Annotated in this window: 20 protein-coding genes and 8 pseudogenes; 21 read left to right on the plus strand and 7 right to left on the minus strand. The window is 43.5% G+C overall.

Annotated elements, in window-relative coordinates:
* Window positions 1-451 precede the first annotated feature (451 nt).
* The 5 genes and pseudogenes from JCM21738_RS09045 to JCM21738_RS09065 all read left to right on the plus strand — a co-directional run bounded on the left by JCM21738_RS09045 (window position 452) and on the right by JCM21738_RS09065 (window position 5716).
* Window positions 452-2032: an L-lactate permease gene (locus tag JCM21738_RS09045; RefSeq protein ID WP_023625983.1), complete on the plus strand. Its 1581-nt coding sequence runs from the start codon at window positions 452-454 to the stop codon at window positions 2030-2032.
* A 78-nt stretch (window positions 2033-2110) separates the two neighbouring features.
* Window positions 2111-2818 carry a FadR/GntR family transcriptional regulator gene (locus JCM21738_RS09050; RefSeq protein WP_023625982.1) on the plus strand — a complete coding sequence of 236 codons (708 nt, stop codon included), beginning with the start codon at window positions 2111-2113 and terminating at the stop codon, window positions 2816-2818.
* Window positions 2819-2860: 42 nt separating this feature from the next.
* On the plus strand, window positions 2861-3577 hold the full coding sequence (locus tag JCM21738_RS09055) for a (Fe-S)-binding protein (protein WP_023625981.1): 717 nt from the start codon (window positions 2861-2863) through the stop codon (window positions 3575-3577).
* 18 nt (window positions 3578-3595) lie between these two features.
* Window positions 3596-5019: pseudogene (locus JCM21738_RS09060) on the plus strand (LutB/LldF family L-lactate oxidation iron-sulfur protein).
* Window positions 5016-5716: pseudogene (locus JCM21738_RS09065) on the plus strand (LutC/YkgG family protein). Before JCM21738_RS09060 ends, JCM21738_RS09065 begins: the two co-directional pseudogenes overlap by 4 nt.
* Window positions 5717-5966: 250 nt before the next feature.
* Here the strand turns inward: JCM21738_RS09065 and JCM21738_RS24325 are convergent.
* Window positions 5967-6131: a hypothetical protein gene (locus JCM21738_RS24325; protein ID WP_023625978.1), complete on the minus strand. Its 165-nt coding sequence runs from the start codon at window positions 6129-6131 to the stop codon at window positions 5967-5969.
* Window positions 6132-6216: 85 nt separating this feature from the next.
* Between JCM21738_RS24325 and JCM21738_RS09070 the strand changes: the two genes are divergently transcribed.
* Complete coding sequence (locus tag JCM21738_RS09070; RefSeq protein WP_023625977.1) at window positions 6217-6456, plus strand: hypothetical protein; 240 nt, start codon at window positions 6217-6219, stop codon at window positions 6454-6456.
* 350 nt (window positions 6457-6806) lie between these two features.
* Complete coding sequence (locus JCM21738_RS09075; protein WP_035209249.1) at window positions 6807-6992, plus strand: hypothetical protein; 186 nt, start codon at window positions 6807-6809, stop codon at window positions 6990-6992.
* An 82-nt stretch (window positions 6993-7074) separates the two neighbouring features.
* On the opposite strand, the gene JCM21738_RS09080 is transcribed toward JCM21738_RS09075, so the two are convergent.
* Window positions 7075-7479, minus strand: coding sequence for a hypothetical protein (locus JCM21738_RS09080; protein WP_023625975.1), 405 nt, complete (start codon window positions 7477-7479; stop codon window positions 7075-7077).
* Window positions 7480-7677: 198 nt separating this feature from the next.
* Here JCM21738_RS09080 and ilvA point away from each other — a divergent pair, with 198 nt between their 5' ends.
* Both ilvA and JCM21738_RS09090 read left to right on the plus strand, forming a co-directional pair.
* A complete protein-coding gene (gene ilvA, locus JCM21738_RS09085) occupies window positions 7678-8883 on the plus strand; it encodes a threonine ammonia-lyase (protein WP_023625974.1) in 1206 nt (401 codons plus the stop codon).
* Window positions 8884-9023: 140 nt separating this feature from the next.
* Window positions 9024-10009: pseudogene (locus JCM21738_RS09090) on the plus strand (Gfo/Idh/MocA family protein).
* 93 nt (window positions 10010-10102) lie between these two features.
* Here JCM21738_RS09090 and JCM21738_RS09095 read toward each other — a convergent pair.
* The 3 genes and pseudogenes from JCM21738_RS09095 to JCM21738_RS24330 form a co-directional block, all read right to left on the minus strand.
* A pseudogene (locus JCM21738_RS09095) lies at window positions 10103-10440 on the minus strand (DsrE family protein).
* A gap of 86 nt (window positions 10441-10526) precedes the next feature.
* Entirely contained in the window at window positions 10527-10826 is a 300-nt protein-coding gene (locus JCM21738_RS09100; RefSeq protein WP_023625971.1) for a TIGR04104 family putative zinc finger protein, read from the minus strand.
* A gap of 34 nt (window positions 10827-10860) precedes the next feature.
* Window positions 10861-11001, minus strand: a complete 141-nt coding sequence (locus JCM21738_RS24330) for a hypothetical protein (protein WP_023625970.1) — start codon at window positions 10999-11001, stop codon at window positions 10861-10863.
* 414 nt (window positions 11002-11415) lie between these two features.
* Between JCM21738_RS24330 and JCM21738_RS09105 the strand changes: the two genes are divergently transcribed.
* The 5 genes and pseudogenes from JCM21738_RS09105 (at window position 11416) to JCM21738_RS09125 (ending at window position 17862) form a co-directional block, all read left to right on the plus strand.
* Window positions 11416-12105, plus strand: a complete 690-nt coding sequence (locus JCM21738_RS09105) for a response regulator transcription factor (protein ID WP_031308088.1) — start codon at window positions 11416-11418, stop codon at window positions 12103-12105.
* Window positions 12105-13106 (plus strand): sensor histidine kinase, encoded by a 1002-nt coding sequence (locus tag JCM21738_RS09110; protein ID WP_023625967.1) that lies wholly within the window; start codon window positions 12105-12107, stop codon window positions 13104-13106. The genes JCM21738_RS09105 and JCM21738_RS09110 overlap by 1 nt, the downstream gene beginning before the upstream one ends.
* Window positions 13107-13205: 99 nt before the next feature.
* Window positions 13206-13967 carry an ABC transporter ATP-binding protein gene (locus tag JCM21738_RS09115; RefSeq protein WP_023625966.1) on the plus strand — a complete coding sequence of 254 codons (762 nt, stop codon included), beginning with the start codon at window positions 13206-13208 and terminating at the stop codon, window positions 13965-13967.
* Window positions 13957-15895 (plus strand): annotated as a pseudogene (locus JCM21738_RS09120) (ABC transporter permease). Before JCM21738_RS09115 ends, JCM21738_RS09120 begins: the two are co-directional and overlap by 11 nt.
* Window positions 15896-16194: 299 nt before the next feature.
* Window positions 16195-17862: pseudogene (locus JCM21738_RS09125) on the plus strand (hypothetical protein).
* Between the two features lie 157 nt (window positions 17863-18019).
* Here the strand turns inward: JCM21738_RS09125 and JCM21738_RS09130 are convergent.
* Window positions 18020-18337 carry a hypothetical protein gene (locus JCM21738_RS09130; protein ID WP_023625963.1) on the minus strand — a complete coding sequence of 106 codons (318 nt, stop codon included), beginning with the start codon at window positions 18335-18337 and terminating at the stop codon, window positions 18020-18022.
* 380 nt (window positions 18338-18717) lie between these two features.
* On the opposite strand from JCM21738_RS09130, the gene JCM21738_RS25670 reads away from it, so the two are divergent.
* From JCM21738_RS25670 to JCM21738_RS09145, 4 genes are read left to right on the plus strand one after another with little or no spacing between them, the layout of a single operon-like run.
* Entirely contained in the window at window positions 18718-19275 is a 558-nt protein-coding gene (locus JCM21738_RS25670) for an RNA polymerase sigma factor (protein ID WP_052019625.1), read from the plus strand.
* A 44-nt stretch (window positions 19276-19319) separates the two neighbouring features.
* Entirely contained in the window at window positions 19320-20768 is a 1449-nt protein-coding gene (locus JCM21738_RS09135; RefSeq protein WP_052019627.1) for a DUF4179 domain-containing protein, read from the plus strand.
* Between the two features lie 56 nt (window positions 20769-20824).
* On the plus strand, window positions 20825-21082 hold the full coding sequence (locus JCM21738_RS09140) for a hypothetical protein (protein WP_023625961.1): 258 nt from the start codon (window positions 20825-20827) through the stop codon (window positions 21080-21082).
* A gap of 45 nt (window positions 21083-21127) precedes the next feature.
* Window positions 21128-21307, plus strand: coding sequence for a hypothetical protein (locus JCM21738_RS09145; RefSeq protein ID WP_023625960.1), 180 nt, complete (start codon window positions 21128-21130; stop codon window positions 21305-21307).
* 144 nt (window positions 21308-21451) lie between these two features.
* Here the strand turns inward: JCM21738_RS09145 and JCM21738_RS09150 are convergent.
* Window positions 21452-22464 (minus strand): annotated as a pseudogene (locus JCM21738_RS09150) (serine hydrolase domain-containing protein).
* A 232-nt stretch (window positions 22465-22696) separates the two neighbouring features.
* On the opposite strand from JCM21738_RS09150, the gene JCM21738_RS25675 reads away from it, so the two are divergent.
* The 3 genes and pseudogenes from JCM21738_RS25675 to JCM21738_RS09160 form a co-directional block, all read left to right on the plus strand.
* Window positions 22697-22990, plus strand: coding sequence for a YcdB/YcdC domain-containing protein (locus JCM21738_RS25675; RefSeq protein WP_243462965.1), 294 nt, complete (start codon window positions 22697-22699; stop codon window positions 22988-22990).
* Window positions 22966-24111: a YcdB/YcdC domain-containing protein gene (locus JCM21738_RS09155; protein ID WP_243462966.1), complete on the plus strand. Its 1146-nt coding sequence runs from the start codon at window positions 22966-22968 to the stop codon at window positions 24109-24111. Before JCM21738_RS25675 ends, JCM21738_RS09155 begins: the two co-directional genes overlap by 25 nt.
* Window positions 24112-24320: 209 nt before the next feature.
* Window positions 24321-25030, plus strand: a pseudogene (locus tag JCM21738_RS09160) (AraC family transcriptional regulator); the annotation flags it as partial.

Consider the following 25030-nt stretch of genomic DNA (forward strand, 5'->3'; position numbering starts at 1 on the left):
TTTGAGGGATAAGAGGTCAAAGCTGTCAAGAAACCGCCGTTATTGTGACAGGTTTGAAGGAGAAGGAGCAAAAGCTGTCAAGAAAACACCGTTATTCTGACAGGTTTGAAGATTTAGAGGTCAAAGCTGTCAAGAATCCATCATAATTCAGATCGATTTGAACAATATCATACGAACGATGTATCCTCCGGGATGCTTTTTTTTATCGCATTCTTTATGGTCGAAAAGAATACTCCTTTTCAAGGGACATCCTGTTTAGGGTTGTTCTGATTTATGCGACATCATCACATCCTTCTACCCATTTGTGATTTTTGTTATTGAATTCTTTTAAAAAGTATGAAAAAATAATGAGGTCATCTGATGACCAGATATCTGTTGCGTATTTTAAAACTAAATATCTTAAAAACTATGAAACTATCAAGCTTACAAGCAACTAGGGGGAAGGAATCTAATGTTATTGCTGATTGCGTTAAGTGCGATTATCGCTCCGTTTTTATTCCTTGTTATCATGCGGATGCCGGCGGCTAAGGGGATGGCTTTGAGTTCACTGATCGTCATTTTGGTAGCGCTTACTACTTGGGGGATGGAAGGACAAGTGGTATTGGCGTCGATTTTTCAAGGGGTACATAAAACATTGACTATTCTTTGGATTTTATTTGGTGCTTTGGTGTTGTTGAACACGCTTCGGAATACGGGAGCGGTTGTGCGGATTAACCAGGGATTTCAAAGTATTTCTGGTGACATGCGAGTGCAAGTCATTATCGTTGCCTTTTTATTTGGTTCACTTATTGAAGGTGCTGCAGGATTTGGAACGCCTGCAATGGTTACCGGACCGTTAATGCTGGCTTTAGGGTTCCAGCCAATCGCGGCTGCAACGATCGCCTTGATTGCTGACAGTACCGCGGTCATGTTTGGAGCGGTTGGAACACCGGTGGCAGTGGGATTGAGCAATATTCCCGGTGCAGACACTCCGTTTTTCCATGATATTGCCGTTACAGTGACGAGTCTTGATTTATTAGCGGGTTCGTTCATTCCGTTCATTTTAATGGTAGTGCTGACGGTCTTTTTTGGAAGCGGTATCAGGGATGCGTTGCCGATGCTTCCATGGACACTGATGATTGGATTTATTTACACAGGCAGTGCGTTACTGGTAGCTACCCTTTTCGGGCATGAGTTTGTTTCGATTCTTGCAGCGCTCATCACCCTTGCGGTGGCGACGGTAACTGCGAAAAAAGGCTTCTTGCTTCCAAAAACAGAATGGAAAGCTGCGATGCGAAAAGATTTTGTCGTTTCGACTGAAAAGTCAAAGATGAGCATTGTGACAGCCTGGTCGCCATATGTTGTTGTCGTTCTTTTATTGCTGCTCACACGAATTGTTCCGGCGCTGAAAGAGTTTGCGAGGACAGCGATTGATTTTACCTGGAGCAATATTTTAGGAGTTGAGGGCGTTACATCGGCCTGGGAATTCTTGTATTCTCCAGGAACGATCCTTACTGCGGCGGCAGTTTTAGCGTTCTTATTCCAGCGAAAATCGTACCAGACTTTTACCAATGCTTCGAAAGAGTCGTTATCGACGATGAAAATGACATCGATTGCCTTGATTGCGACGCTGTCAATGGTTCAAGTATTTGTTAACTCGGGCATGAATCTAAATGAATTAGTCAGTATGCCACAGTATATTGCTGAATCCTTTGCTGGCTCGCTAGGTTCTGTCTGGATTTTCGTTGCTCCGTTCCTTGGTGAGTTAGGAGCGTTCATTACTGGAAGCGCAACGGTTTCGACACTAACGTTTTCGCCAATCCAATTCAATGTTGCGGATGCCGTTGGCCTGGAGTCGAATATCGTGCTGGCAGTCCAGCTCATTGGAGCAGCTGCGGGAAACATGATTTGTGTGCATAATGTTGTCGCGGCGAGTGCGGTTGTTGGGGTGTCCGGTAAAGAAGGAGAAATCATCCGTAAAACATTGGCGCCTGCAATCCTGTATGGAATTCTTGCGGGAGTGTCTGGTTTTATTTTCTTGAACTTGCTTTAAGCTGCCAAAAGGTCCCACTATCTTTCGGAGAGCTAAATTCTCTGTATAATAAAAAGGAATAGATGGGAGATGAAGGATATGCCATATAAACGAGTGCAAGCAAAAAAAGTTTATGAACAAGTTGCTGATTCAATCATTGAGTTAATTAAAACTGGTGAATTGAAACCAGGTGATAAATTAGATTCAGTCGAAAAACTGGCAAAAAGCTTCGACGTTGGGAGTTCCACGATTAGGGAAGCATTAAGTGGTTTACGGACAATGGGGCTGGTGAAAATGCGCCAGGGTGAAGGGACGTTTGTGGATACCTTTGATCCGTCGAAATTCCAGTTGCCCGTGACTAGCGCATTTTTAATGAAGCTTGAAGATGTGAAGGAACTGTACGAAGTCCGTAAGATTCTAGAAATCGGCACCGCTGCACAGGCAGCTGCTGTGCACGAAGAAGAAGATTTGCTTGATATGGAAAAAGCATTGATCGTGATGGAGCATGCCAATGGAAATGAAGAGCTCGCTTCCCAAGCGGATCTTGATTTCCACGTTGCGATCGCGAATGCGACACATAACAAATTGTTAATTAATCTGATGAGCAGCGTCTCGGCGCTGAATTCGCAAACGATTCAGGAAACCCGGAAGGTGCTCCTGTATTCGGATAACATTGTCGATGACTTGCATTCTGAGCATCGACGAATCTTTGAAGCAATTAAAAACCGACAGCCAAACGAAGCGCGCCAAGCAATGCTTGAGCATTTGCAAAATGTCCAGGACCGGCTTTTTAGATATATTGAGTAATTCGGGCGGCCGTCGGACGACTTTTACATGAGGTGAACAAACATGAAGGTTTCATTATTTAGCACGTGCCTAAGTGATATTCTCTTTGCGGATGTGGCGAAAAATACGCTTGAAATCCTTGAAAGAGTTGGATGTGAAGTGGACTATCCGATGGAGCAGACATGCTGCGGACAGCCTGCCTATAACAGTGGGTATTTAGAAGAGGCGAAAGCAGCGATGAAGCAAATGATGAAGGCTTTCCGACATTCGGAATATGTCGTTGGACCTTCAGGATCCTGCGTGAGCATGTTGAAGGAATATCCGCATATTTTTGCCGGTGACCCAGAGTGGGAAGAAGAAGCGAAAGTCTTCGCTGCTAAGTGTTACGAAATTACGGAGTTCCTTGTCGACGTCATGGGTATAACCGATTTGGACTCGACTTTTAAGGGTAGAGTGACCTTCCATTCTTCCTGCCATATGAAACGCCTTCTTGGTGTAAAAGAACAGCCGAAAATCTTGTTGCGCAATGTCAAAGGTGTTGAACTGGTTGACCTGCCGTGGGAAGAGGATTGCTGTGGATTCGGCGGAACGTTTGCCGTTAAGAATCCGGTGATTTCGCAGGAGATGGTAAGTGAAAAGTCTCGCCACGTGGCAGAAACTCAAGCTGAATATTTGGTTGGCGCGGATATGGGCTGCTTGATGAATATTGGCGGCCGCATGGAGCGCGAGGGCAAAAAGGTAAAGATCATTCACATCACAGAGATTTTAAATACTCACTAAGAAACGGAGGGAAAAAAGATGAGCATCAAAATTGGTGAGATTCCTTATAAAGAGCGTATCCAAAAAGGAATAAAAGATGATTTTATGCGGCAGGCTGTTTCCTCCGCGCAAGGAAGATTCCGGACTGGCCGGCTCACACAGGCTGAGGAGCTCGGCAACTGGGAGGACTGGCGCAATTTGGGTGAGGAAATCCGTACCCATACGCTGGAAAACCTCGATTACTATCTGCAGCAATTAAGCGAGCAAGTATCCAAACGCGGCGGGCATGTGTTTTTTGCTGAGACAGCGGAAGAAGCAAACCAGTACGTTAAAGACATCATTTTAAAGAAGCAAGCGAAAAAAGTCGTCAAAGCGAAATCGATGGTAACCGAGGAAATCGGATTGAATAAGGCGCTGGAGGAAGTCGGTGCTGAAGTGGTGGAATCGGATCTGGGCGAATGGATTCTGCAATTAGATGAAGATCCGCCATCCCATATCGTTACACCTGCGCTGCATAAAAACAAACAGCAAATCCGTGAGACTTTTGCGAAGAAAAAAGGCTATACAGGATCAGATACTCCTGAAGAACTGGCTGCCTTTGCCCGTGAGCAGCTGCGCCAGGACTTTTTAGCTGCAGATGTCGGTGTGACAGGCTGTAACTTTGCGATTGCTGAGTCGGGGTCGATCACGTTGGTCACAAATGAAGGGAACGCCGAAATGGTGACAGCTCTTCCAGATACTGTAATCACGGTGATGGGCATGGAGCGTATCGTGCCGACATGGGAAGAAATGGAGGTCCTTGTCAGCTTATTGACGCGCGCGGCGGTTGGCCAAAAGCTAACAAGCTATATTACCGCGCTTACCGGAACACGTCTAGATGAAGAGATTGATGGACCGGAAGAATTCCACCTTGTTGTTGTCGACAATGGCCGTTCTAAAATACTCGGAACTGAGTTCCAATCCGCTCTGCATTGCATTCGCTGTGCGGCTTGTATCAATGCTTGCCCTGTTTACCGCCATATCGGCGGACATGCGTATAACTCGATTTATCCAGGCCCAATCGGTGCGGTCATCACTCCGCTGCTGGAGGGTTATGAGGATCATAAAGAGCTTCCATATGCATCGACATTGTGTGCGGCATGTACCGAGGCTTGTCCGGTTAAAATTCCATTGCATGAGCATCTGATTCGCCATCGCCAGATCATTGTGGAAAAAAATATGGCCCCAACAGCTGAAAAGTTGATGATGAAAGGTTTTGCGGCATGGGGTTCTAACCCGTCGATTTATAATATGAGTGCGAAAATGGCCAAACCAGCTCTTGGTCCATGGACAAAAGACGGGATGATTAAAAATGGACCGGGACCATTAAAAGCATGGACGGAAGTACGTGATTTTACGCGCCACAGGGACAATCGTTCCGTTCGTGGTTCAAGCAAAGACAGAAAGACGGTGAATCCAAATGAGCATCCAAAACCGAGAAGCCTTTTTAGATAAGCTGGCGTCCAGACTTGGGCGGGAGCGACGGACATCAGGAGTGGAGCGCCCTCAGTGGAGTGTCACCCCACAGGATGAAGTGTTCAAAGGCATGAGCCAGGACGAATTAGTTGAAGTGCTTGAAAAACATTGCAAAGTCATCCATACCACTTTTAAACGGACGGACCGTGACGGACTGTCCAAGGTGTTGAACGAAACGCTGGAGGCTTATGAAGGCAAGTTAATCATCACGTCCAAAGATGCGCGTTATCAGGAGTATGGAGTGACTGAGTTTTTTGAAGAGCAGAAGGATCAGTTGGATGTCCATGTATGGGAATCGGCACTAGGCAAGGAAAATCAAAAGATTGCAGAACGCGCCGATGTGGCATCGTGTTCAGCGACATCACACTTGCCGAGTCTGGCACCGTGACATCGTTCAACACTAAGGACAATGGCCGTTCGATCAGCCTGCTGCCGCGGACATTTATCGCGATCATCCCGAAAAGCACCCTCGTGCCAAGGATGACCCAGGCAGCCAGACACATCCATCAAGCCCAGGCCAGGGGAGAAGACGTCCCATCATACGTCAGCTTCATCACCGGCCCAAGCAACAGCGCCGACATCGAGATGAACCTGATCGTCGGAGTCCACGGACCTGTCAAAGCCACTTATATTGTGGTGGATTAGGAGAGGTGTGTGTCTCGTAAATCATATAATATCAGGCAGCGAATCCGTTTCGCTGTCTTTTTAATTTATGATTTTTAAGCCGGACAAACAGTGAAAATGTATAATGTAGTGGGAATGCGAAACCCGTTCGAATATTCAGTGGGACATCCCTCTGTCACTCGTCTCAATTCCTCAAGAGTTAGTCCCGGTGGTCATAATACCAAACTCGGTCACTAATCTTTTTGACTTTCCCGCTCTCTATGGCTTTTTTCTATTTTTGTATGGAGATTTGGTTTAATGCTTCTCTTTCACCTTTGCTTCTTGGCCGACTTTTCTTTTTACGTTTAGAGGCCGAAAGTTCTGCTATTTTTTTATTGACCTTTTTCCTATTTCTCTTTATCTGTTCATCCAAATCACTCAGCTTAATTTTTCTCATTCTCTCACATCCCAGAAATGGCTCATTACCTGTCATCATTGACGGTTTATTAAGAAAATATGAGGGGGAGATCGGGTACTATATTATGATTACAATTGAGGATTTAAAAAAAGAATTTGAGCTTATTAAGGATAAGCCTAAGTTCCAAAAGATGCTTGACTTTGCTTCAATCCTGACATCATACTTCGAACAGGAAAACATAAAGCCAATCGTCGTAGGCAGTTTATCTGTTCCAACGAGAAATCGAAATCTGAGTCAGGGCTTCAACCTCACCTTTGCTACGGGAACGGAATCTTCTGCTTCGAATTTTTTCTTGATTGGCTGAAATCTTTACCATAAGATTTGCTATCTTTCTATTCGATTCAATCGTTTCGTCAATTCGCTCCAAAATCATTTTTCTCACAGCCCTCACCACCTTAACCTAATATTACAAGATTTTTGTATGAGATGAAAGGAAAAAGATGGCTCTTCTGAACAACCAACATGGGACATGGGAACCGGCCTTCTGTCTCCATCTATCTCGGTTATTTTAAAAATTTGTATAATTTTCAGAAAATTATTTGTAATCTATTATTAAGAGTGAAACTGCTTGTGCTGGAAAATAGGAACCGGTAATGGCAAGGAGATTTTTTCGGTCAGTTCCGGTCCTTTTATAAGGTTGAAGGGGACGAGAATATGACAGATAAAGAGATTCTTTTACGGAAAAAGGTTTCTAACTATTATATAATACTCATTGGAATTCTGGGGTGGGCGTTATTGTATACTCCATTCCTTTTGTCACTTTTCAGGAGAAGCCAATCGTATTCTTCTGATGGTTCTGAAATAGGCTGGAGAATACAGATAAAACACACAAAAGCCTAAATATAATTATCAACACAAAATCAGGATTAAGAGCCATTTTTTAAGACAGCGAAATCTTCTCGCTGTCTTTTCTGCATATAAGTTATTCCTCCTTGGACATGGCATTATACTGCTTGAGGCTTTTAAACCGCTTTTTCTTTTTCAAGTACTTTTCGTTCAGTACGAGTACTTTTCCATTCTCGGCGGCTGAAAATTTACGGTAGACGGATTTGTATTTTTCGAAGGCCAAGTGCCCGGAAATGTATACAGGTAAAATGAGGGCGATGAGGATCAGTACATCTCTGATGATATGTTGTGGCTGCTCGAAAACATATCTCGTCATAACTGCCTGGGATGCAAAAGCCACCATTAAGATAATCAGCAAATTGCAGATGTGAAAAGGAAAAAACTCCTTTCCTCTAAGAAACATCCGCTCCAGTTCATTTTTAAAAATGAGGGAAATGAATACCGAAATCACAATGAAAATAAGCGAAAAGAAAAACGCCATTTTACCCATCCTCCTCTAGGGATGATCCCTTTTCAGTATTGTAACATAATGATTGCCGAGGTTTAATTGAAGTGGACGCTCAATCGTAAATAAGTGAACTTGAGAGACAGTGAACCTTCCCTCTGTCTCTCTTTTACATACTTTTCCTCTCCCTGAGCAACATAAAAAGAAATTAAATGGGAATCAGGGGGATTGGAAATGAGCTTGGATGATGTCATTTTAGCGCGGGAAAAAATGAAGGGAATTGTGCATACGACACCTCTTGATTATTCTAAAACGTTTAGCACTCTCTCAAATAATGAAGTATATTTGAAGCTTGAAAACCTGCAAAAGACAGGGTCCTTCAAGGTTAGGGGTTCTTATAATAAACTAATATCTTTGCCTCCTGAAAAGCTGCAAAATGGGGTTGTAGCGGCTTCAGCCGGCAACCATGCCCAGGGCGTGGCTTATTCCTGCCAGATGCTCGGCATTCAGTGCACGATTGTCATGCCGAAAGGTGCTCCTCTCAGCAAGGTGCTGGCAACACGGCAATACGGAGCCGAAGTCATACTCGAAGGTGCAGTTTTTGATGAGGCTCTCGCCTTTGCGTTGGAGCTTAAAGACAAGGTTGGCGCCACTTTTATTCATGCCTTCGATGATGAGGCAGTCATTGCCGGACAAGGGACAGTAGGTTTGGAAATTCTTGATCAACTGCCGGATGTCGAGGCGATTGTCTGCCCTGTTGGCGGGGGAGGGCTTATTGCGGGTGTCGCGTTGGCGGTGAAAGAGAAGAAACCGGACATTAAGGTGTATGGTGTCCAGACGCTTGCATGTCCGAGTATGAAACAGTCGTTAACTGAGAACAGACCTGTTGCTGTTGAAGCAGCCCCCACGATGGCAGATGGAATTGCTGTTCAAAAGCCCGGATTAAAGACTTTTGAAATCATTAGAAATTATGTGGATGGCATTTTCTGTGTCGACGAGATGGAAATAGCCCGAACGATGCTTCTCGTCCTGGAGCGAAATAAGCTGCTGGTTGAGGGTTCAGGTGCAAGCCCGCTTGCTGCACTGCTTTACGATAAAATGAAGCTTAGCGGTAAAAAGGTTGCCGTTGTTTTAAGCGGGGGAAATGTGGATGTCAATTTTATCTCCCGGATCATTGAACGTGGACTGGTTGAATCCGGCAGGTTTGCCCATTTTACGATTACTTTGAAAGATAAGCCAGGGGAGCTGCAAAGAGTATTGAGCTCCGTGACGGAACTTAATGCGAACATACAATCCGTCAACCTTAACCGGATCGGCAAGCATATCTATCCAGGCTTTGCTCAGCTGGAGTTATCAGTGGAAACGAAGGACCATGAACATATAGAGCAGCTAGAGAAGAAGTTAAGAGACCAGGGATTTCAGCTGCAGATGGAAGAATAGCCACATGAGCATGGGGACTTACCCATGCTTTTTGGTGAGGCAAATCCATCGAACGACCTTCTAGTAACCAATATTAATAGTATAATGGACTAACAAGGTTTGTTGTTCTGACTAGTGCTTATTAAGGAGAGGATCAATCAATGGACGAAAAAACTCTCAAATGGGGAATTTTAGGGACAGGTGGAATAGCAAATGCTTTCGCGAGGGATTTGGCTTTTGCTAAGAATACCGAAAAATTTGCTGTTGGGTCACGTACAAAAGAGAGCGCTGCAAAGTTTGCGGAAGAGCATGGTGTTTCCCGTGCTTATGGGAGATACGAGGAACTGGTGCAGGACCCGGATGTGGATGCCATTTATGTTGCTACGCCACACCCTTTTCATAAGGATAATGTATTGGCGTGTCTTCGTGCTGGTAAGGCTGTGCTTTGCGAGAAGCCTTTTACGATTAATAGCGGGGAACTAGAAGAAATCATTCAGTTTGCCAGAGATCAAAAGCTTTTTTTGATGGAGGCGATGTGGACACGTTTCCTGCCGCCGATTGTTAAGGTGAAAGAATGGATTGACAGCGGGGAAATTGGCGAAGTCCTTTTAGTAAAAGCGGATTTTGGTTTCCGTGCCCCATGGGATCCTGAGTGGAGATTACTTAATCCCGCCCTTGGAGGTGGAGCGTTACTTGATGTAGGGATTTATCCAGTTACATTTGCATCAATGATATTCGGAACAAAACCAGAGAAGATTCTGAGTACTGCTCATATCGGTGAAACAGGTGTGGATGAACAGTTTTCTATTCTTATGTCCTATCCTTCTGGAAAGACCGCCACTCTTAACGGAGCATTTCGAATTGGTTTAACGAACGAAGCATACATACATGGAACAGAAGGATATATTCGAATCCCTTCATTCCATAGTGCCAAATCTGCAACCTTATATAAGGATGGTAAGGAAGTAGAAACATTTAATGATGACAGAAAATCGGCTGGTTATGCGTTTGAAATTGAAGAAGTAGGAAGATGCCTGAGTCAAGGCTTTTAGAAAGCCCTGTTGTTCCGTTAGATGAATCCTTGGAAATTATGAAACTGATGGACGAAATTCGTGGACAATGGGGATTGAAATATCCGTTTGAGTAATTTTTATGAAAAGCACAGGGGACGTACCTGTGCTTCTCTTAGAAACCAGGGCACGGATGAAAATTTTTTTAAAATCAGGAACGAGACCGCCCACTACGACAATGTCAATACTTCATACTTTGAGGCCAATTCTATGAATTGTGCCATCCCGCTGATTTTACCAGCTATGAGTTTATCATTTAGCTCATAATAATCCACGCATGTTTTACAAGCCAGTACCTCCAAACCTCGTTCTTCCAGCTCCTTCAATTGCAGGGAAATAAATGAGCGTTCAGTTAGTGTGAACACACCTTTGTTCATGCAGAACACAGCGGCAGGCAATTCTTCTTTTTGCTTCAGGAGCGTGAAAAAGGTTTCTAATAGTCCCTCACCTAATTCTGCTCGCCGTTTCCAAGTTGATCGGATGACAATAAAATTACTTTATTTTTCAATTATTATTCCTCCTAGTTTCCATACAAAGTTCCCGAGTGATGAAGATAAAGCGACCATTGCTTTTTATACGAATGCAGAATTGCCGCTACCAAAGAGGTTCCTCTTGATTCGTCAGTTCTACTAAATATGGATATATCCCAAGATAGGTTGGAGTTGCTGCGATTAAAGCCACGAAAAAAAGAAGGGATGGACCAAACAAGACATTCATAAGCATAATCACGGCAATTGTGATGGTAGTGATCATAGAGGAGATTTTTCTTGTCCGTGTTGTAACATATTGATTTGCTCCGCAGTAAGGGCAAATTATTGCACTGCCCAATGTAAAGGACTTTTTAAACGTCTGTTTCCAGGTCCATGTCCGATTGCAATTCTGACAAGTTGGCATGGTAACACCCCCAGGATTAGATAATCTAATTGTATCATTGATCCGTTGGAGCTTCTCCTGCACCTAAAACCTCCAGATCATCCTGTAAAGCACTCAATCTGTTGGTCCGGTCACGCATGATGGTTATAAGCGATTTATAGACCAGGTATTCCTGCCCCTCAATAAACTCTGTCAAAACTTAACCTCCTGTTTCATATTGATTCTATTATAAGGAGTTCATATCCTTCTTTTGAATACCCTTATGCCGAAACTCTTGGATAAGGTTATGATAAGCCCGAAATGTACCCTTATGGAAAGCCAAACCTCCTGCATAAGGTTACGATTAGCCCTAAATGATGCCCAGTGCCTCTTATTAAATACTGGGGAAAATAGTCTTCAATGAGTCTTATTGGCGCCCCAAAACTCCAGAAACCGGAAAAAGAGGTCACCAATAAAGCCGATTGGCGTCCTGAAACTCCAGAAACTGGAAAAAGAGGTCGCCAACAACCCCCGCTCCTACTCTCTCCCTTTATCACCCCCACTAATTCTGGTATATAGAAAATACTTCCTTTAAAATAAAGAAGATAGAAGTGGAAGTGTGGTGGTTATGGTGTTGAAGCTTTTGCTGATTGAGGATGATGCTTCTTTGTTCCAAGAGATTCGGGAGCGGCTGACTCAGTGGTCGTATGAGGTGCATGGGGTGACGGATTTTGGAGATGTGATGAATGATTTTACCAGAGTGAAGCCTGATTTGGTGATCATCGATATCCAGCTGCCGAGGTTTGATGGGTTTCATTGGTGCCGGATGATCCGGTCGCATTCTAATGTCCCGATTATTTTCCTGTCATCACGGGACCACCCTACGGATATGGTCATGTCGATGCAGCTCGGGGCGGATGATTTTGTCCAAAAGCCGTTCCACTTTGAGGTGTTGATTGCGAAAATTCAGGCGATCCTGCGCCGTGCCTACAATTATAATGCGGTACAGAACCAGTTGAAGACGTGGTGCGGGGCAACGGTTGATTATGATAAAAATACGGTTGACAATGAAAATGGCCGGATTGAATTGACCAAGAATGAAATCTTCATATTAAAGTTGCTGATTGAGCAGAAAAACAAAATCGTCAGCCGCGACGAAGTGATGAATAGCCTATGGGATGATAAGCGGTTCATCAGCGACAATACGCTGACAGTCAACGTCAATCGCCTGCGGAAAAAGCTGGATGAGATTGGTTTGGGCAGTAAAATTGAAACGAAGATTGGACAGGGATACATGGCCGTTGAAGAGGAACATGCCTGATGTTTATGACTTATCTAAAGGAACGGCGGAGCTGGATTCTGGTATTCTTACTGCTCCAGTTTCTACTCGTTTTTATTGCTTATATAGATTCCGCTGTATCGATCGAGTCGGCTCTTTATTATGTTTTTCTGTCAGCGATCATATTTGTGATTTTTATCCTGATCCGTTACCAGAAAGAAATGAAATTTTACAAGGGGCTGAAGGAGGCTGAGGATCTCCTTGATTTTTCAGACAGGGAAAACCTCAGTCCGTTTGAAGTGGTGGTAGCGGAGAGCATTGCACATCATTTTGAAGCTCTGAAAAAAACCGTTTCCGAGAATGAGCACAGGCTGGACGAAGAAAAGGATGAACTGCTTTCCTGGATCCATGAAGTGAAAACGCCGCTGACGGCTTTAAGTTTGATGATCGACCGGCTTGATGACCAGAGTTTAAAAAAGGAAATGATATATGAATGGCTGCGCATCCATCTTTTATTGGACCAGCAGCTGCATCTAAAACGAATTCCTTTCATGGAGAATGACTTGTTTATTGAACAGACCGATCTGGAGAGTGTTATTTTCGATGAGGTCAAAACCCTGCAGTCTTGGTGCATCCAAAAAGGGATTGGCTTCGATATTGACCTGAAATATACTGAGGTGATGACGGATGCCAAGTGGCTTGCATTCATCCTGCGGCAGCTGTTGACGAATGCTGTGAAATATAGCGATGCATCAGATGTTCGGATTAAAAGTGAACAGCGGGATGGACAGATCATCCTCGAGATTGCTGATGAGGGCAGAGGGATTGATTCCAGGGATCTCCCGCGCATTTTCGAAAAAGGTTTTACATCCACTGCCTATCACAAGGACAGTGCCGCAACAGGAATGGGCTTATACCTGGCAAGTAAAGCTGCACAACCGCTGAAACTCAGGATTGATGTAGAATCCGCACCAGGCAAGGGAAGCACGTTTACTCTTATCTTCCCGAAAAACAATGAATTTCTCCAAATAACAGGCATGTGACAAAAATGTCACATGCCTTTGCTCATTTGTTACCTGAATCGAAGGAAGGCATAGAGCCAGGGTTTTATAATGAAACTATCAAAGAAAGGATGTGCGGATATGATTTTACTGGAAGCTGCCAAACTTCATAAAACATATGGAAATAAGTTCAATAAACAAGAAGTGTTGAAAGGGCTCGACTTGAAAATTTTCAAAGGAGAGTTCGTGAGCATCATGGGTGCCTCTGGCTCGGGAAAAACGACGCTGCTGAATGTGCTTTCCTCAATCGATCGGGTGTCCAACGGGTCGATCAAGATTGAAGGGAAAGACATTACCGGGATGAAGGAGAAGCAGCTGGCGGAATTCCGCAAGCAGCATTTGGGCTTCTTGTTCCAGGACTACAATCTGCTCGACACGCTGACGGTGAAGGAAAATATCCTTTTGCCGCTCTCGGTCAGCAAGACGCCGAGGAAGGAAGCGAATCAAAGGTTCGAAAAGATTGCCAGTGAACTGGGGATTATCGAGCTGAAAGATAAGTATCCGAATGAAATTTCCGGCGGACAAAAGCAGCGGACATCGGCTGCACGCGCTTTTATCCATGATCCGAGTATCATTTTTGCCGATGAACCGACGGGTGCACTTGATTCGAAATCAGCGTCAGACCTGTTGAACAAACTGAGCGATTTGAATCAAAAACGGCAGGCGACAATCCTGATGGTCACTCACGATCCTGTTGCGGCAAGCTATTGCGGCCGGGTTATTTTTATCAAGGATGGCCTGATTTACACAGAATTGAATAAAGGCGACCAGACGAGACAGGAATTTTTCAAGGACATCATGAAAACCCAGAGCGTATTGGGCGGTGTGCATCATGAGCGTTAATCAACTCATCCTCCGCAATTTGAAAAAGAACCTGAAAAACTATTATTTGTATGTGTTTGCGCTGATGTTCAGTGTCGCGCTTTATTTCGCATTCGTCACTCTCCAATATGACCCGTCTATGGATGAAACAAAGGGTTCGATTAAAGGGGAGGCGGCAATAAAGGCTGCTTCTGTTCTGCTTGTCGGAATCGTCGCGATTTTCCTGACTTACGCCAATCGAATCTTTATAAAGAGAAGAAGCAAGGAAATTGGATTATTCCAGCTGGTGGGGATGACGAAGGGGAAAATTTTTCGCATCCTGAGTGTGGAGAACTTTCTGCTTTACTTTGGTTCATTGCTAGCAGGTGTTTTCCTCGGGTTCTCCATCTCCAAGCTGATCATGATGGTACTGTTCAAACTCACGCAAGTCGACGGGATCGCAAAGCTTCATTTTTCCGGCACAGCACTGGTCCAGACACTGATTGTTTTTTCGCTGATCTACGTATTGTTGCAGGTGCTGAACTTTATTTTTATAAAAAGACAAAGCATCCTGAGCTTATTCAGGGTGGTGTCAAAAACAGAAGGCCGGGTAAAGAAAATCTCTTTCTTTGAGATAGTGATCGGAGTCCTTGGCATTGGCTGATTGGAATCGGCTATTATGTATCCTCCATGCTATTCGAAGGGGACTTCACGTCGGTGAACGAACTCTTTTCGGCCATGGTGTTCATTTTAGCTTCAGTCATCTTCGGGACCTATCTGTTTTACAAAGGGTCTGTCAGCTTCATCGCCAATATTATCCGGAAAAAGAAGGATGGCTATCTGAATATCAATGAGGTGCTTTCGCTTTCCTCGATTATGTTCAGGATGAAGTCGAATGCGCTGCTGTTGACGATTATCACGACGGTGTCGGCATTGGCGATCGGGTTGTTGTCGTTAAGCTATATCTCCTATTATTCCGCTGAGCAGACTGCGAAAAATATGGTGCCAGACAACTTTGCCTTTGTTGATGGTGATACTGCTGCTGAATTTTTGGCGGAATTGGAGTCGGAGGAGATCGCTTTTACAGAAAAAAGTATTGAGGTACTCCAGGCGGTCATGAACGCGGAAGATATCATTGGACTGAAAATGGAGGGATACACACAGGATCCACGGGCCATGAGTGTGTCGGTCATCAGCGATAAGTCGGTTGGCCAGAGGGAAGTCAGTAAGGATGAAGCTACATGACAGGCTACAGCGATATCATGATGAAATTCATCTCTATGAAGGACTCAGGGCCGATTGAGATCATCGGGAAAAATCACTCCATTCCGCTGCAATATCTTGGAATGGAAAAAGAATATCCGGTTTCCCGGTATTTCGGGGGATCTCCTGTAGCAGTGGTGGATGAGACTGTATTCGAGAAGCTGAAAAAGGATACGGACCCTGAAATACAGCGTGGCTCTTCTCTATATATCGGGATTGATATTCAGGATGAGGCCGATTTGGAGAGAGCGAATGACCTGTTCAATGAAAATAAATACCATGAAGCAAATATGAATGAATCACGCCTGGACAGTGAAAATATCCAAAAGAAGCAGATGGGGCTTACGATGTTCATTGTCGGTTTCCTTGGACTAACTTTCCTTGTCACATCAGGCTGCATTCTCTATTTCAAGCAAATGGACCAGACAGAAGACGAAAAAACGAATTATACGATTTTGCGAAAACTGGGGTTCACCCAGGGAGATTTGCTGAGAGGAATCCAGGCAAAGCAGGCGTTCAACTTCGGCATCCCGCTAGCAATCGGGCTGCTGCACAGCTACTTCGCCGTCAAATCCGGATGGTTCTTCTTCGGCACAGAACTATGGTGGCCGATGCTGATTGTCATGGGACTTTATACAGCACTTTACTCCATCTTTGCTGTACTATCAGTGGTGCACTCAAAGAAAGTCATTCGGGAATCTCTTTAAATGGAGGCAAGAGGAACGGGGACATTGAACTGAATCCAATTATTGACCGAAGCATGGGGGCGACCCTGTGCTTCTTCAGTATTCTCTCAATAAATTAGGGTTAATTGCACTGTAAAACCTAATAATTGCACCGACCTCTGCATTAATTACGTGAAAGCAGCCTGGAATTGCACAGTAAGGAGTAACAATTGCACTTTTAAACAAATTTCACCATTATAACTTTGCATAATACGCCCCCATGAAACTTTACATCAGTTGATACGTATATGTAGAGGACAAAAATAAAAGGGGATTTTTCTATGGGAAATATCATTCTATTTGCTCTTTTGGTTGGATTGGCTTCTGCTGATTCTTACTCCTTTTTCTAAAGGGGTAGAGAAGGACAGGAAAATGACCTCTGCCTTTTTGATTGCTGCGATTGTTCTTTTTACGGTTGGGACTTTTTCGTTTTATTATGCGTTTAATTTGGATCGCAATCTTTCTTCTTTGTGGCCGTTTGCGATTGTGATCACGCTTGCCGGAACATTTTTTGCGGCTGGCAAGGAAAGAATGATTAAAGGGAGCTTGTTTTTGCTAACCTTGCTCCTGGGTGTGTATTTCATCATCGCGTTTCTTTTTAATGCAGAGGAAAAATATGAGTCTGCGAAAATGGCGGAGAAGATGGAAATCTCGACTTTCGATGAAAAGGAAACGCCGGCGAGTGTCCCTCCACATTTTGCGCGCAATAAGATGAAAAAGGCGTTCGGCCAGGTTCCGAATACAAGTTATTATGAGCTTGGGAATCTGCAAATCCAAAAGGTCAATGGAGAATATGTCTATATCGCTCCTGTTGAATTTTCTGGCTTTTTCAAATGGTGGAATGGCAAGTCCACACCGGGTTATTTTACAATCAGTGCCACGGATTCAACAGCAAATCCAAAGTTCAAGAAATCAGACATGGTTTATACACCTTCTTCATTCTTCAATAAAAATGTCGAACGCCATATCCGTTTGCAGTATCCTGAGGCGATTTTCTACGGAGACACGCAGCTGGAGATTGATGATGAAGGAAAGCCTTATTATATCAGGACCTTCGGTGAGTTCATCTCAGCCAGGAACGGTTTTGATGTTAAAGGGGTTGTCGTAGTCGATCCTGATTCAGGAAAGACGGAATCCTATGCGCTGGCCGATGTTCCAGAATTCATTGATGGCGCTGTTTCGCCGGAAGCAGTAAGCTGCAAAACAGCTATTATGGTAATTACATTCATGGTTATTGGAACAGCGTGTTTGGCAAGACGGATATAAAACTGCCTTCAGATGAAGGAACCGAAGCGCAGGTCAGCCCAATTTTCGATGAAAATGGCGATATGTATTATTTCACCGATTTTACCAGCCCGAAAGAAGGGGTCGACTCCATGCTTGGGTATGCCTTGACGAACGCAAGGACTGGGAAAGCGACCTTCTATACTGGCAATCTTGAAGAGTCCTATATGGATTCCGAAGGCACGCTGCAGATTATTGAAAAGAAATTCATCGAGAAAAAGTGGCATGGCGAAATGCCGATTCTCTACAATTTCTATGGAGAAGCCAGCTGGCTGACGCCTGTTCTTGATTCGAATGGCTTCCTGCAAAATTACTTTATTGTATCAGCTGCTAACCCGGAAATTTCAGTGTATGGCAATACGCCTAATGAAGCATTGAAAAAGTATAAAACGGCACTGCAGCATGGCGGTGGAACGGTGGATGGAAGTTCGAAGGCAGAGGAAAAGCAAACGAGTGGAACCGTGCTGCGCGTCTACAAAGAAAAAACAGGAGACTTCACAATCGTTTCAATTCTGCTGGACAACAAAAAGAACTACATCATTTCATCAGAAACGAACCCAATGGCGATCTATGTAAAAGAGGGCGACCAGGTTAATCTCAAATACATGGATACCGGCGAAACCTTCCTGCCAGTGAAAGAGTTAGTGATACAAGGATTAGAGTAGTAAACACAAAAATAGTGCCTGTTCCCGGAGTAATGTTGCACCTGGGAACAGGCACTTTTGGTTTTGGATAAATTAAGGGAAGCTAATATATTCACGAGGATTCCTAAGAAGTATTATGTGAGAGGGATATTAAAGAGAGTGTATAAATTAATTAATCTTACTGCTGTTTTTCATTCAATATCTCTAAAACATCCTGATGCTGCTTCTGAACATTGGAAACATGCTTGATTTCACTAGATAGTTCTATTTTCGTTTCATCAAGCTTTTTCATTAAGCTGCCATAGTAAAAGCCCATTTCCCTCCGCATTTCGCTCTGTTCAGATAGTATAGTTTGCTGGCCTTTTTCTAAATTGTCAAACCGATTCTCTGAAGACTCAAATCGATCCTCCATAGACTCAAAACGTGCATCAACAGAATCAAAGCGCTTGTCCATAGAATCCAAACGATCTAAAATCTTATTCAATATTTTCTCCATCTCATTTCACCTCCTTCTTTATGAATTTATTATACCCAGTCCAGTAAAGTAAGTCACTACAAATGACAAGTAGTTTTGCTTTTCCAAAGCCGTACTCCAACCATATTGATTTTACATATGCATTCTACTAGAGCAAAAGCACGGGGACGTACCCTGTGCTTTTTTGGTTGAATAAGGAATTATAATCCGAAAGATTCCCTTATACAAGCACCTTCAGCTCCATAAGGGTACCAATCAAGCGGAAAGATACCCTTATGCAATCAACTTCCCCTCCGTAAGGGTACCGATCACTCCAAAAAGGCAAAAGACATCTAGCATAACAGGAAATTAAAGGTAAAATAGAATAAGAGATAGAGCGTGTTAAAAGGGGGGGAACAAGTATGGTCCCAGAAATGGAATCGATTACGATTGCCACTATACAGGAAAAAGGGATTCATTCTGTCGTTGACTGGTTCGATCGGCATAAGCAATCCTTTTATGCACTGGGGTGGTTTTATCTTCAGAACCAGCAGCAAATGGAAGAGTTATTTTACCGGTCGATTATAAAGGTGCATAAGGAATTGCCTCGATTTAAAAGGGAAATCTCATTCGAATTGTGGGTTACCTCAATATTCATTGATAATTGCCGGGAGCTTTCTCAAGATAAAGTTTTACAAGCGTCGGGGGAAATTACACCTCATCAGGACTTACTTAAAGCACTCGATCAACTTGAGGGCGATGAAAAGGAAGCGATGATCCTTACATATGGAACAGGGTTTTCCCAAGAGGAAACTGCGCAAATTCTGCGGGTTTCTATGGGGAAACTGAAGGAGCTTATGTTTTCCGGAGCAATGTCGGTAAGAAAACAACTCGATGGGTCAACTTATAACGGCTGTAACGAATATCAGAGTAACTACATTGATTATCTGGAAAAGTCCATGGACGTCCGGAAAAAATAGAGTTTGAGATGCATCTCTATAATTGCCGGGAATGCCAGGAGGATTTGGCTGCCTTTCAGGATATCACCTTGATGTTACATTATGCTGAGTGGATGAGTGACTTGCCAGTGCCGGAGCATTTTATCTCGAATATTAAAGGGAGACTGACAGAAAAAGAGAAATCCAGGAAGCAAAGGAGTAAGAAGCATAAGAAAGTTGCCCTTGTTTTTGCAAGTGTATTTGCATTCGTTCTCGGCATCGGTTTCCTTACTGGAGCATTTGCCAATGTTTACTATGGATGGACAGAAGAAAACGAGCAATTACGTCCCTTTTTGCAAAATGATCTGGGGCAAAGGCTCAATCTGGAAGCGGAAAGCGACGGTGTGAAAATTAAAATCAAGGGCGTGGTTGCTGATGATTATCAGACGCTTGTTTTTTATAAAATTGAAGATACAAATGAGGATAAACAATATGTTATTTTTCCGGAAGACGGGGTTTTTATAGAAAACGAGAGTGAACTCAAGAACCACGATACATATCCACGTCATTATCCTCCGAACCCAAAAGCGAAGATGAATAAAAAGAAAAAGAATGTGTTTTATGGAGTGGTTGGACTGCGGCCGCTCGAGGAAAATAGGGGTGTTCTTAAACTGAATATTGAAAGGATTCAGGAGCTGGCTCTCGACGAACAAGAGGCAAGGTGGGGGTTTAGTTACCAGAACAATGGATTTAAAACGGGTGAATGGAAATTCGAAGTCCCGGTAACTAAGCAGCCATCCATTGAATTTGAATTGAATGAAAAAGCAGAAATCGAAGGGGTCCCAATTCGCCTGGATAAATTGATCATGGCTCCAACTGCAACGCTTTTGGAATATGGCCATCCTATGGGAGAGATGGAAAAGAGAATTGATAGGATTCAATTTGGCAATTTAGAAGTGAACAATGTAAAAATAAAACCGGACCATTTTAGTGGTTATAATTATTTACAGCCTGATGCCAATTGGCAAAGATACCAAATGTATTATGATCCGTTTTATGGGGAAAAACCGAAAGACATAACAGTTCAATTCGAATCAGCCTATTTTTCATTCGATGACAAAAAAAGCATCGAGCTTGATTTAAACCAGTCGTTTCCCCAGACGTTTGAATATGCCGGAAGTACCATCAGCATTGATAAAATTGAAATTGGCCAGCCTACAATCATTGTCATCAGCAACCATGAAGTTGAAAACCGGGAATTTGAAAGATTGCACTTTAATGTTGTAGGTGAAGGTGATCATGAATCAATTTCAATGGGGATGGACCATGAGGGAGTGATCGTGGATAAGAATGGTGTTCAATACGATATGAAGTCACCCACATTCGATTATGAAAAAATTGAACAGCCACGCCATTTTATTACCGTTGAGACCTTGATGTTAGATGGAGACAACGTCATCCCTAAAAGACTGGATCTTTACGGGTATAGTTCGATGAAGTATTTGGATGATGTTGTGAAGATTTCGCTTGATTGATAAGCGTCATAGAGAAGGTTTCTGTTTTTTACATGAGTCGCATTGGAGGCCAAAATATGAAGCTATTTATTCAGGCAGCAATTGCTTCGATCGCCATTCATGTTATCTATTTTGTTGGCATACTGGTAATTGGTTACATCAAAACGCTCAATTACACACCGGTTATCGAAGACTCCTGGAAAAGCGTTGATACTCTTCAAACCGAAGTAGCTTTCGGTATGACCGGTTCTCCGTTTTTCTTCCTTTTTACATTCCTTGGAGTAACTGTTTTCTTCGAAGTGCTGATCACTGCTTATAGAAGATTGAGGAGTTAAAAATTAGCCGTACGCAGGATGGGCAGCGGCTTGAGAGGATAGAGGATGTTGAAGGGGATCGATAAATCTATTTTAGGCTGGGGCATTTCTTTGGTTATTTTTTTGGTTATTATGGTTGTGGATCAAACGGTGTATGTTGGTGTTTGGCCATCGACGCTGCCAGTTGTACTCCTCGTCACACATGCCCTTTATTTTAAAGAGGATAACCGTTCAGAAGAATATTAGAGATACACAGAGAGCAAATGAAGGAGATTGATAAAGAACACCAGATATGTGGGTCACAATAGGATTTACACACTTGAATCCATAGAGCCATCAGAACAACAGAGGGACGGTTTCATTTCAGAAATCGTCCCTGTAGTCTGTTGTTTATCCTAAACTATCTTCAATTGTCTTCATGATATCGAATGCACCACTTGACTTGTTGGAGCAAACTACGGCAATGGCTTGCGAAGCTGGATAATAGGCGGAATGGAAACTAACTCCTGGGTCATAGCCATTACATGGTATTTCAAAATTTGATTGTCATGATTCTTGATCCAGACACCATACCCGTAATAGCCTGTTTCATTGACTTGAGCATGAGGAATGAGTAGTTTGTGCAAGGTATCTTCACTTAGTAAAAGTTCGCCAAAAAGCGCCTTCCACAGTTTGGTCATGTCTTCTACTGTGACATACGCGCCCCCGTCAGAGCCGCCTTTTACCGGCACTGAGTAGATATTGGTTTTCCAGCTCCCGTCAGGAAGGTCAATATAGCCTAAAGCTGTGTTTGATGGAAGAGCGTCAAAGGAGAAGTAGCCAGAATCATTCATTCCTGCTTTTTTGAAGATTTTTTCCTGTACATACTCAGTAAATTCCATCCCGGAGGCTTGCTCCACAATCAAGCCCAGTAAAATATAACCTGCGTTATTGTAGTAAAAGGATTCTCCTGGCGAGAACTTCATTTGCTCATTCTGGAACATTGGCAGGAAATCCTTAAGGCTCCTGATATGATACATCGGTCGCTTAATCCACAGCTCCTCAAAATCATCCATGATATCCTCGTCAAAGTAATCAGGAATACCGGAAGTATGAGTCAGCAAATGGTGGATGGTGATTCCTTCACTGAAACTAGGAAACTCTATATCAAGACAATCTTTCAATCTTGTATTATAGGTTAGCCGGCCTTCCTCGACGAGCTGACAAATGGCGATCGCCGTGAAAAGCTTACAGCCAGAAGCGATTCCGAAACGGGTTTCGAGGTTGTTTTTTAATAGGTCAGCCCGATTTGCATAGCCAAAGCTTGCAGTTTCGGCATGGCCGTCCCCATTCTGAAGCATGACCGCTCCTGAAAAATCAACCTTGGACTGAAGCTCTTCAATAACTTCTTCTAAGTTTTTCATTTTTATCCCCCTAACCATCTCTACTATAAGGTTAACATTGGAAATTTTTAAAATATAGTAAAATATTTCAATTAACTTTATCATGCTGGCAGCAAGGGTAATCTTCTATCTGGTAAAATGAAGAAAAGAACGAACAGTACGGTGCAGGGGAATTCTTCCCGTGCCTATGAATAATTAGTCGCACTACCAAAGCAAAGGCTAGGTCACTTTGCTTCTAACGGAGGTTGCTTGAATGAGAAAAGAGTATTTGAAGGCTAGGGCACAGCAAATTGTAGATGTTCCGGACACCTTCGAAGTGTTTATCGAGGATTTTAGTGAGGATGGAAATGGAGAGGGTGAGGCTATTTTTGTCTGGATAAATGAAGAGGAAGACAGCTCCATTACGGTGAAACTGGATTCAGCAGGCAATTTGACTGCGATGATTCTTGACTTAAATCTCGCTACTGTCGTTGATGAGCCAATGGTTTTGACGGAAAAAAGAAGCGTGCCGAGCAATTCCTTTTGGAGCATTATCCTGACGCGCTGAAGGATTTTACCTACCATTTGAACAAGAAAATGGATAACCGTGACCGTTTTTATTATAAACAATTGGTGATGGAGCTGCCTTTGGACAATTCTGGCTGCTATATTGACGTGGACGCCACCGGCAAAATCCTTACTTTTACATATGAAGGCGTCAAGCCGTTACCTGATATTCCTGCTGGCATCATTCCGGTTGAAGCTTTGAGGAGGGATGTACAGAGCAAGCTGGATTTTGAACTTACAGTTACACATGTCGCCAATTTCTTGTTTGATATAGAAAAAGAAGGTCTGCGCCTTGTGTATGAGCCGGTATCTGGCAACGAAAAATACAAGGCGGACGAAATGCAGCCGACATTTAAGTTCCAGCGTGAAGATGATGAGGTTCCGGAGACGTATCAACCGCTGCCAGTTTTCAAGTTAAACGCTGAACACATTCCGAATGAGGAAATCATCGGAATCACTCCTGGAATGGAAATCATTCGTGAAGTGGATATGGGAGAGGAGCTGGGAATTGTCTGGCGGGATCAAGGATGGGACGTTCCGAAAAAAGGGAAGACAATGAACGATTTCTTCAAGCAGCAGACTGAATCTACGGTAAAATCGTTCATTTCTAAAGCCACTGGGAAGGTGCTTAGGTTTGCCTGGTTTTATGAAAGGACAGGCAGCCTTAATCTGAGCCGTAATGAATGTTATCCAATAGCGATTCGCTTCCTGCGAGATGTCATACCAGAGTTTTACCCCTATTTACAGCAAGTCGTTCGTGACGATGAGGGTGAGCTTTCTAAAAAGGAATCGTTCGTATTCAGCATCCATAATGGACATGGAATTTCGGTTGAATCAGAAATCATCATGGTCGCTGTGAACCGCAGTACCGGCTTTGTCGATTATTACAGCGGTCCAACGATTGAATTAGAAGAGTTGAAACAGCTCCCAAAAGAAGCGGAAATCTCCGAGGAAGAGGCGGTTGCAAGCTATCTTGACCATCTTGATTTTGAACTGGCCTGGGAGTATGACTATGATCAAGAATCACAAAAACTCATATACACACCATGTGAAAAAAGTAGCCGAACCCAAATCCGTTATATTGATGCTATCACAGGTGAAGTCATAGTTGAAAAAGATTGAGAACCACAGGGGATGTTCTCTTGCTTCTGAGGTTATGTAGGGCCGTTTCTCACGTTTCCAATGTTGCTTATGAAGCATGCTTCAGACGCTAGAAGTGCAGGTTTCTTCCTGCAAAAGCTGTGCACGAATTGTCGGGTGGGATGGTTTTGGTCCTGTTATTGTTAACGTAGAAGGAGGTCGTGGTATGGATTTGCTGCAGAGTATGAATGAGGCTGACATTAGCAGCATTTGATTTAGAGGACAGCAATATGAAGGTGATCGATGTTGCGATGAAGTATGGTTACACTTCTCCTGATTCTTTTGCCAGAGCCTTTCATGCCATGCATGGGATCACTCCCTCGGAAGCGAGGAATCATGGTCAATCCTTGAAGGCCTATCCGCCGATGACCTTCCAGTTATCAATAAAGGGAGGAAGGGAGGAACTGAAATGAATTATCGAATCGTCGAGAAGGAATCATTCCGCATTGTCGGCATCGCGAAAAGAGTGCCGCTTATTTATCATGGAGTGAACCCAGAGATTGCCGAGATGTGGAAGAGCTTGAGTATGGAAAAAATCCAGGAACTGAAGGACCTTTCGAATATTGAGCCTTACGGATTAATCAGTGCGTCCACAAATTTTTCCGAGGGCCGGATGGAGGGGAAGGGAGACCTGGATCATTATATTGGCGCTGCGACAACGAAGGAGTGTCCGGGGCATCTAGCTTCACTTGAAGTTGCACCAACCACATGGGCGGTATTTGAAGCAGTCGGCCCATTCCCTGAGACTCTTCAAAATGTCTGGGGGCGGATTTACTCCGAGTGGTTTCCTTCCTCGAGTTATGAACAAGTAGAAGAACCGGAAATTCTGTGGAATGAAAATAAAGATATGGCCTCACCGAAGTATCGGAGTGAAATATGGATTCCGGTTAGACGCAAATAA

The sequence above is a fragment of the Mesobacillus boroniphilus JCM 21738 genome, from assembly GCF_000517385.1.
Lineage (GTDB): Bacteria > Bacillota > Bacilli > Bacillales > Cytobacillaceae > Mesobacillus > Mesobacillus boroniphilus.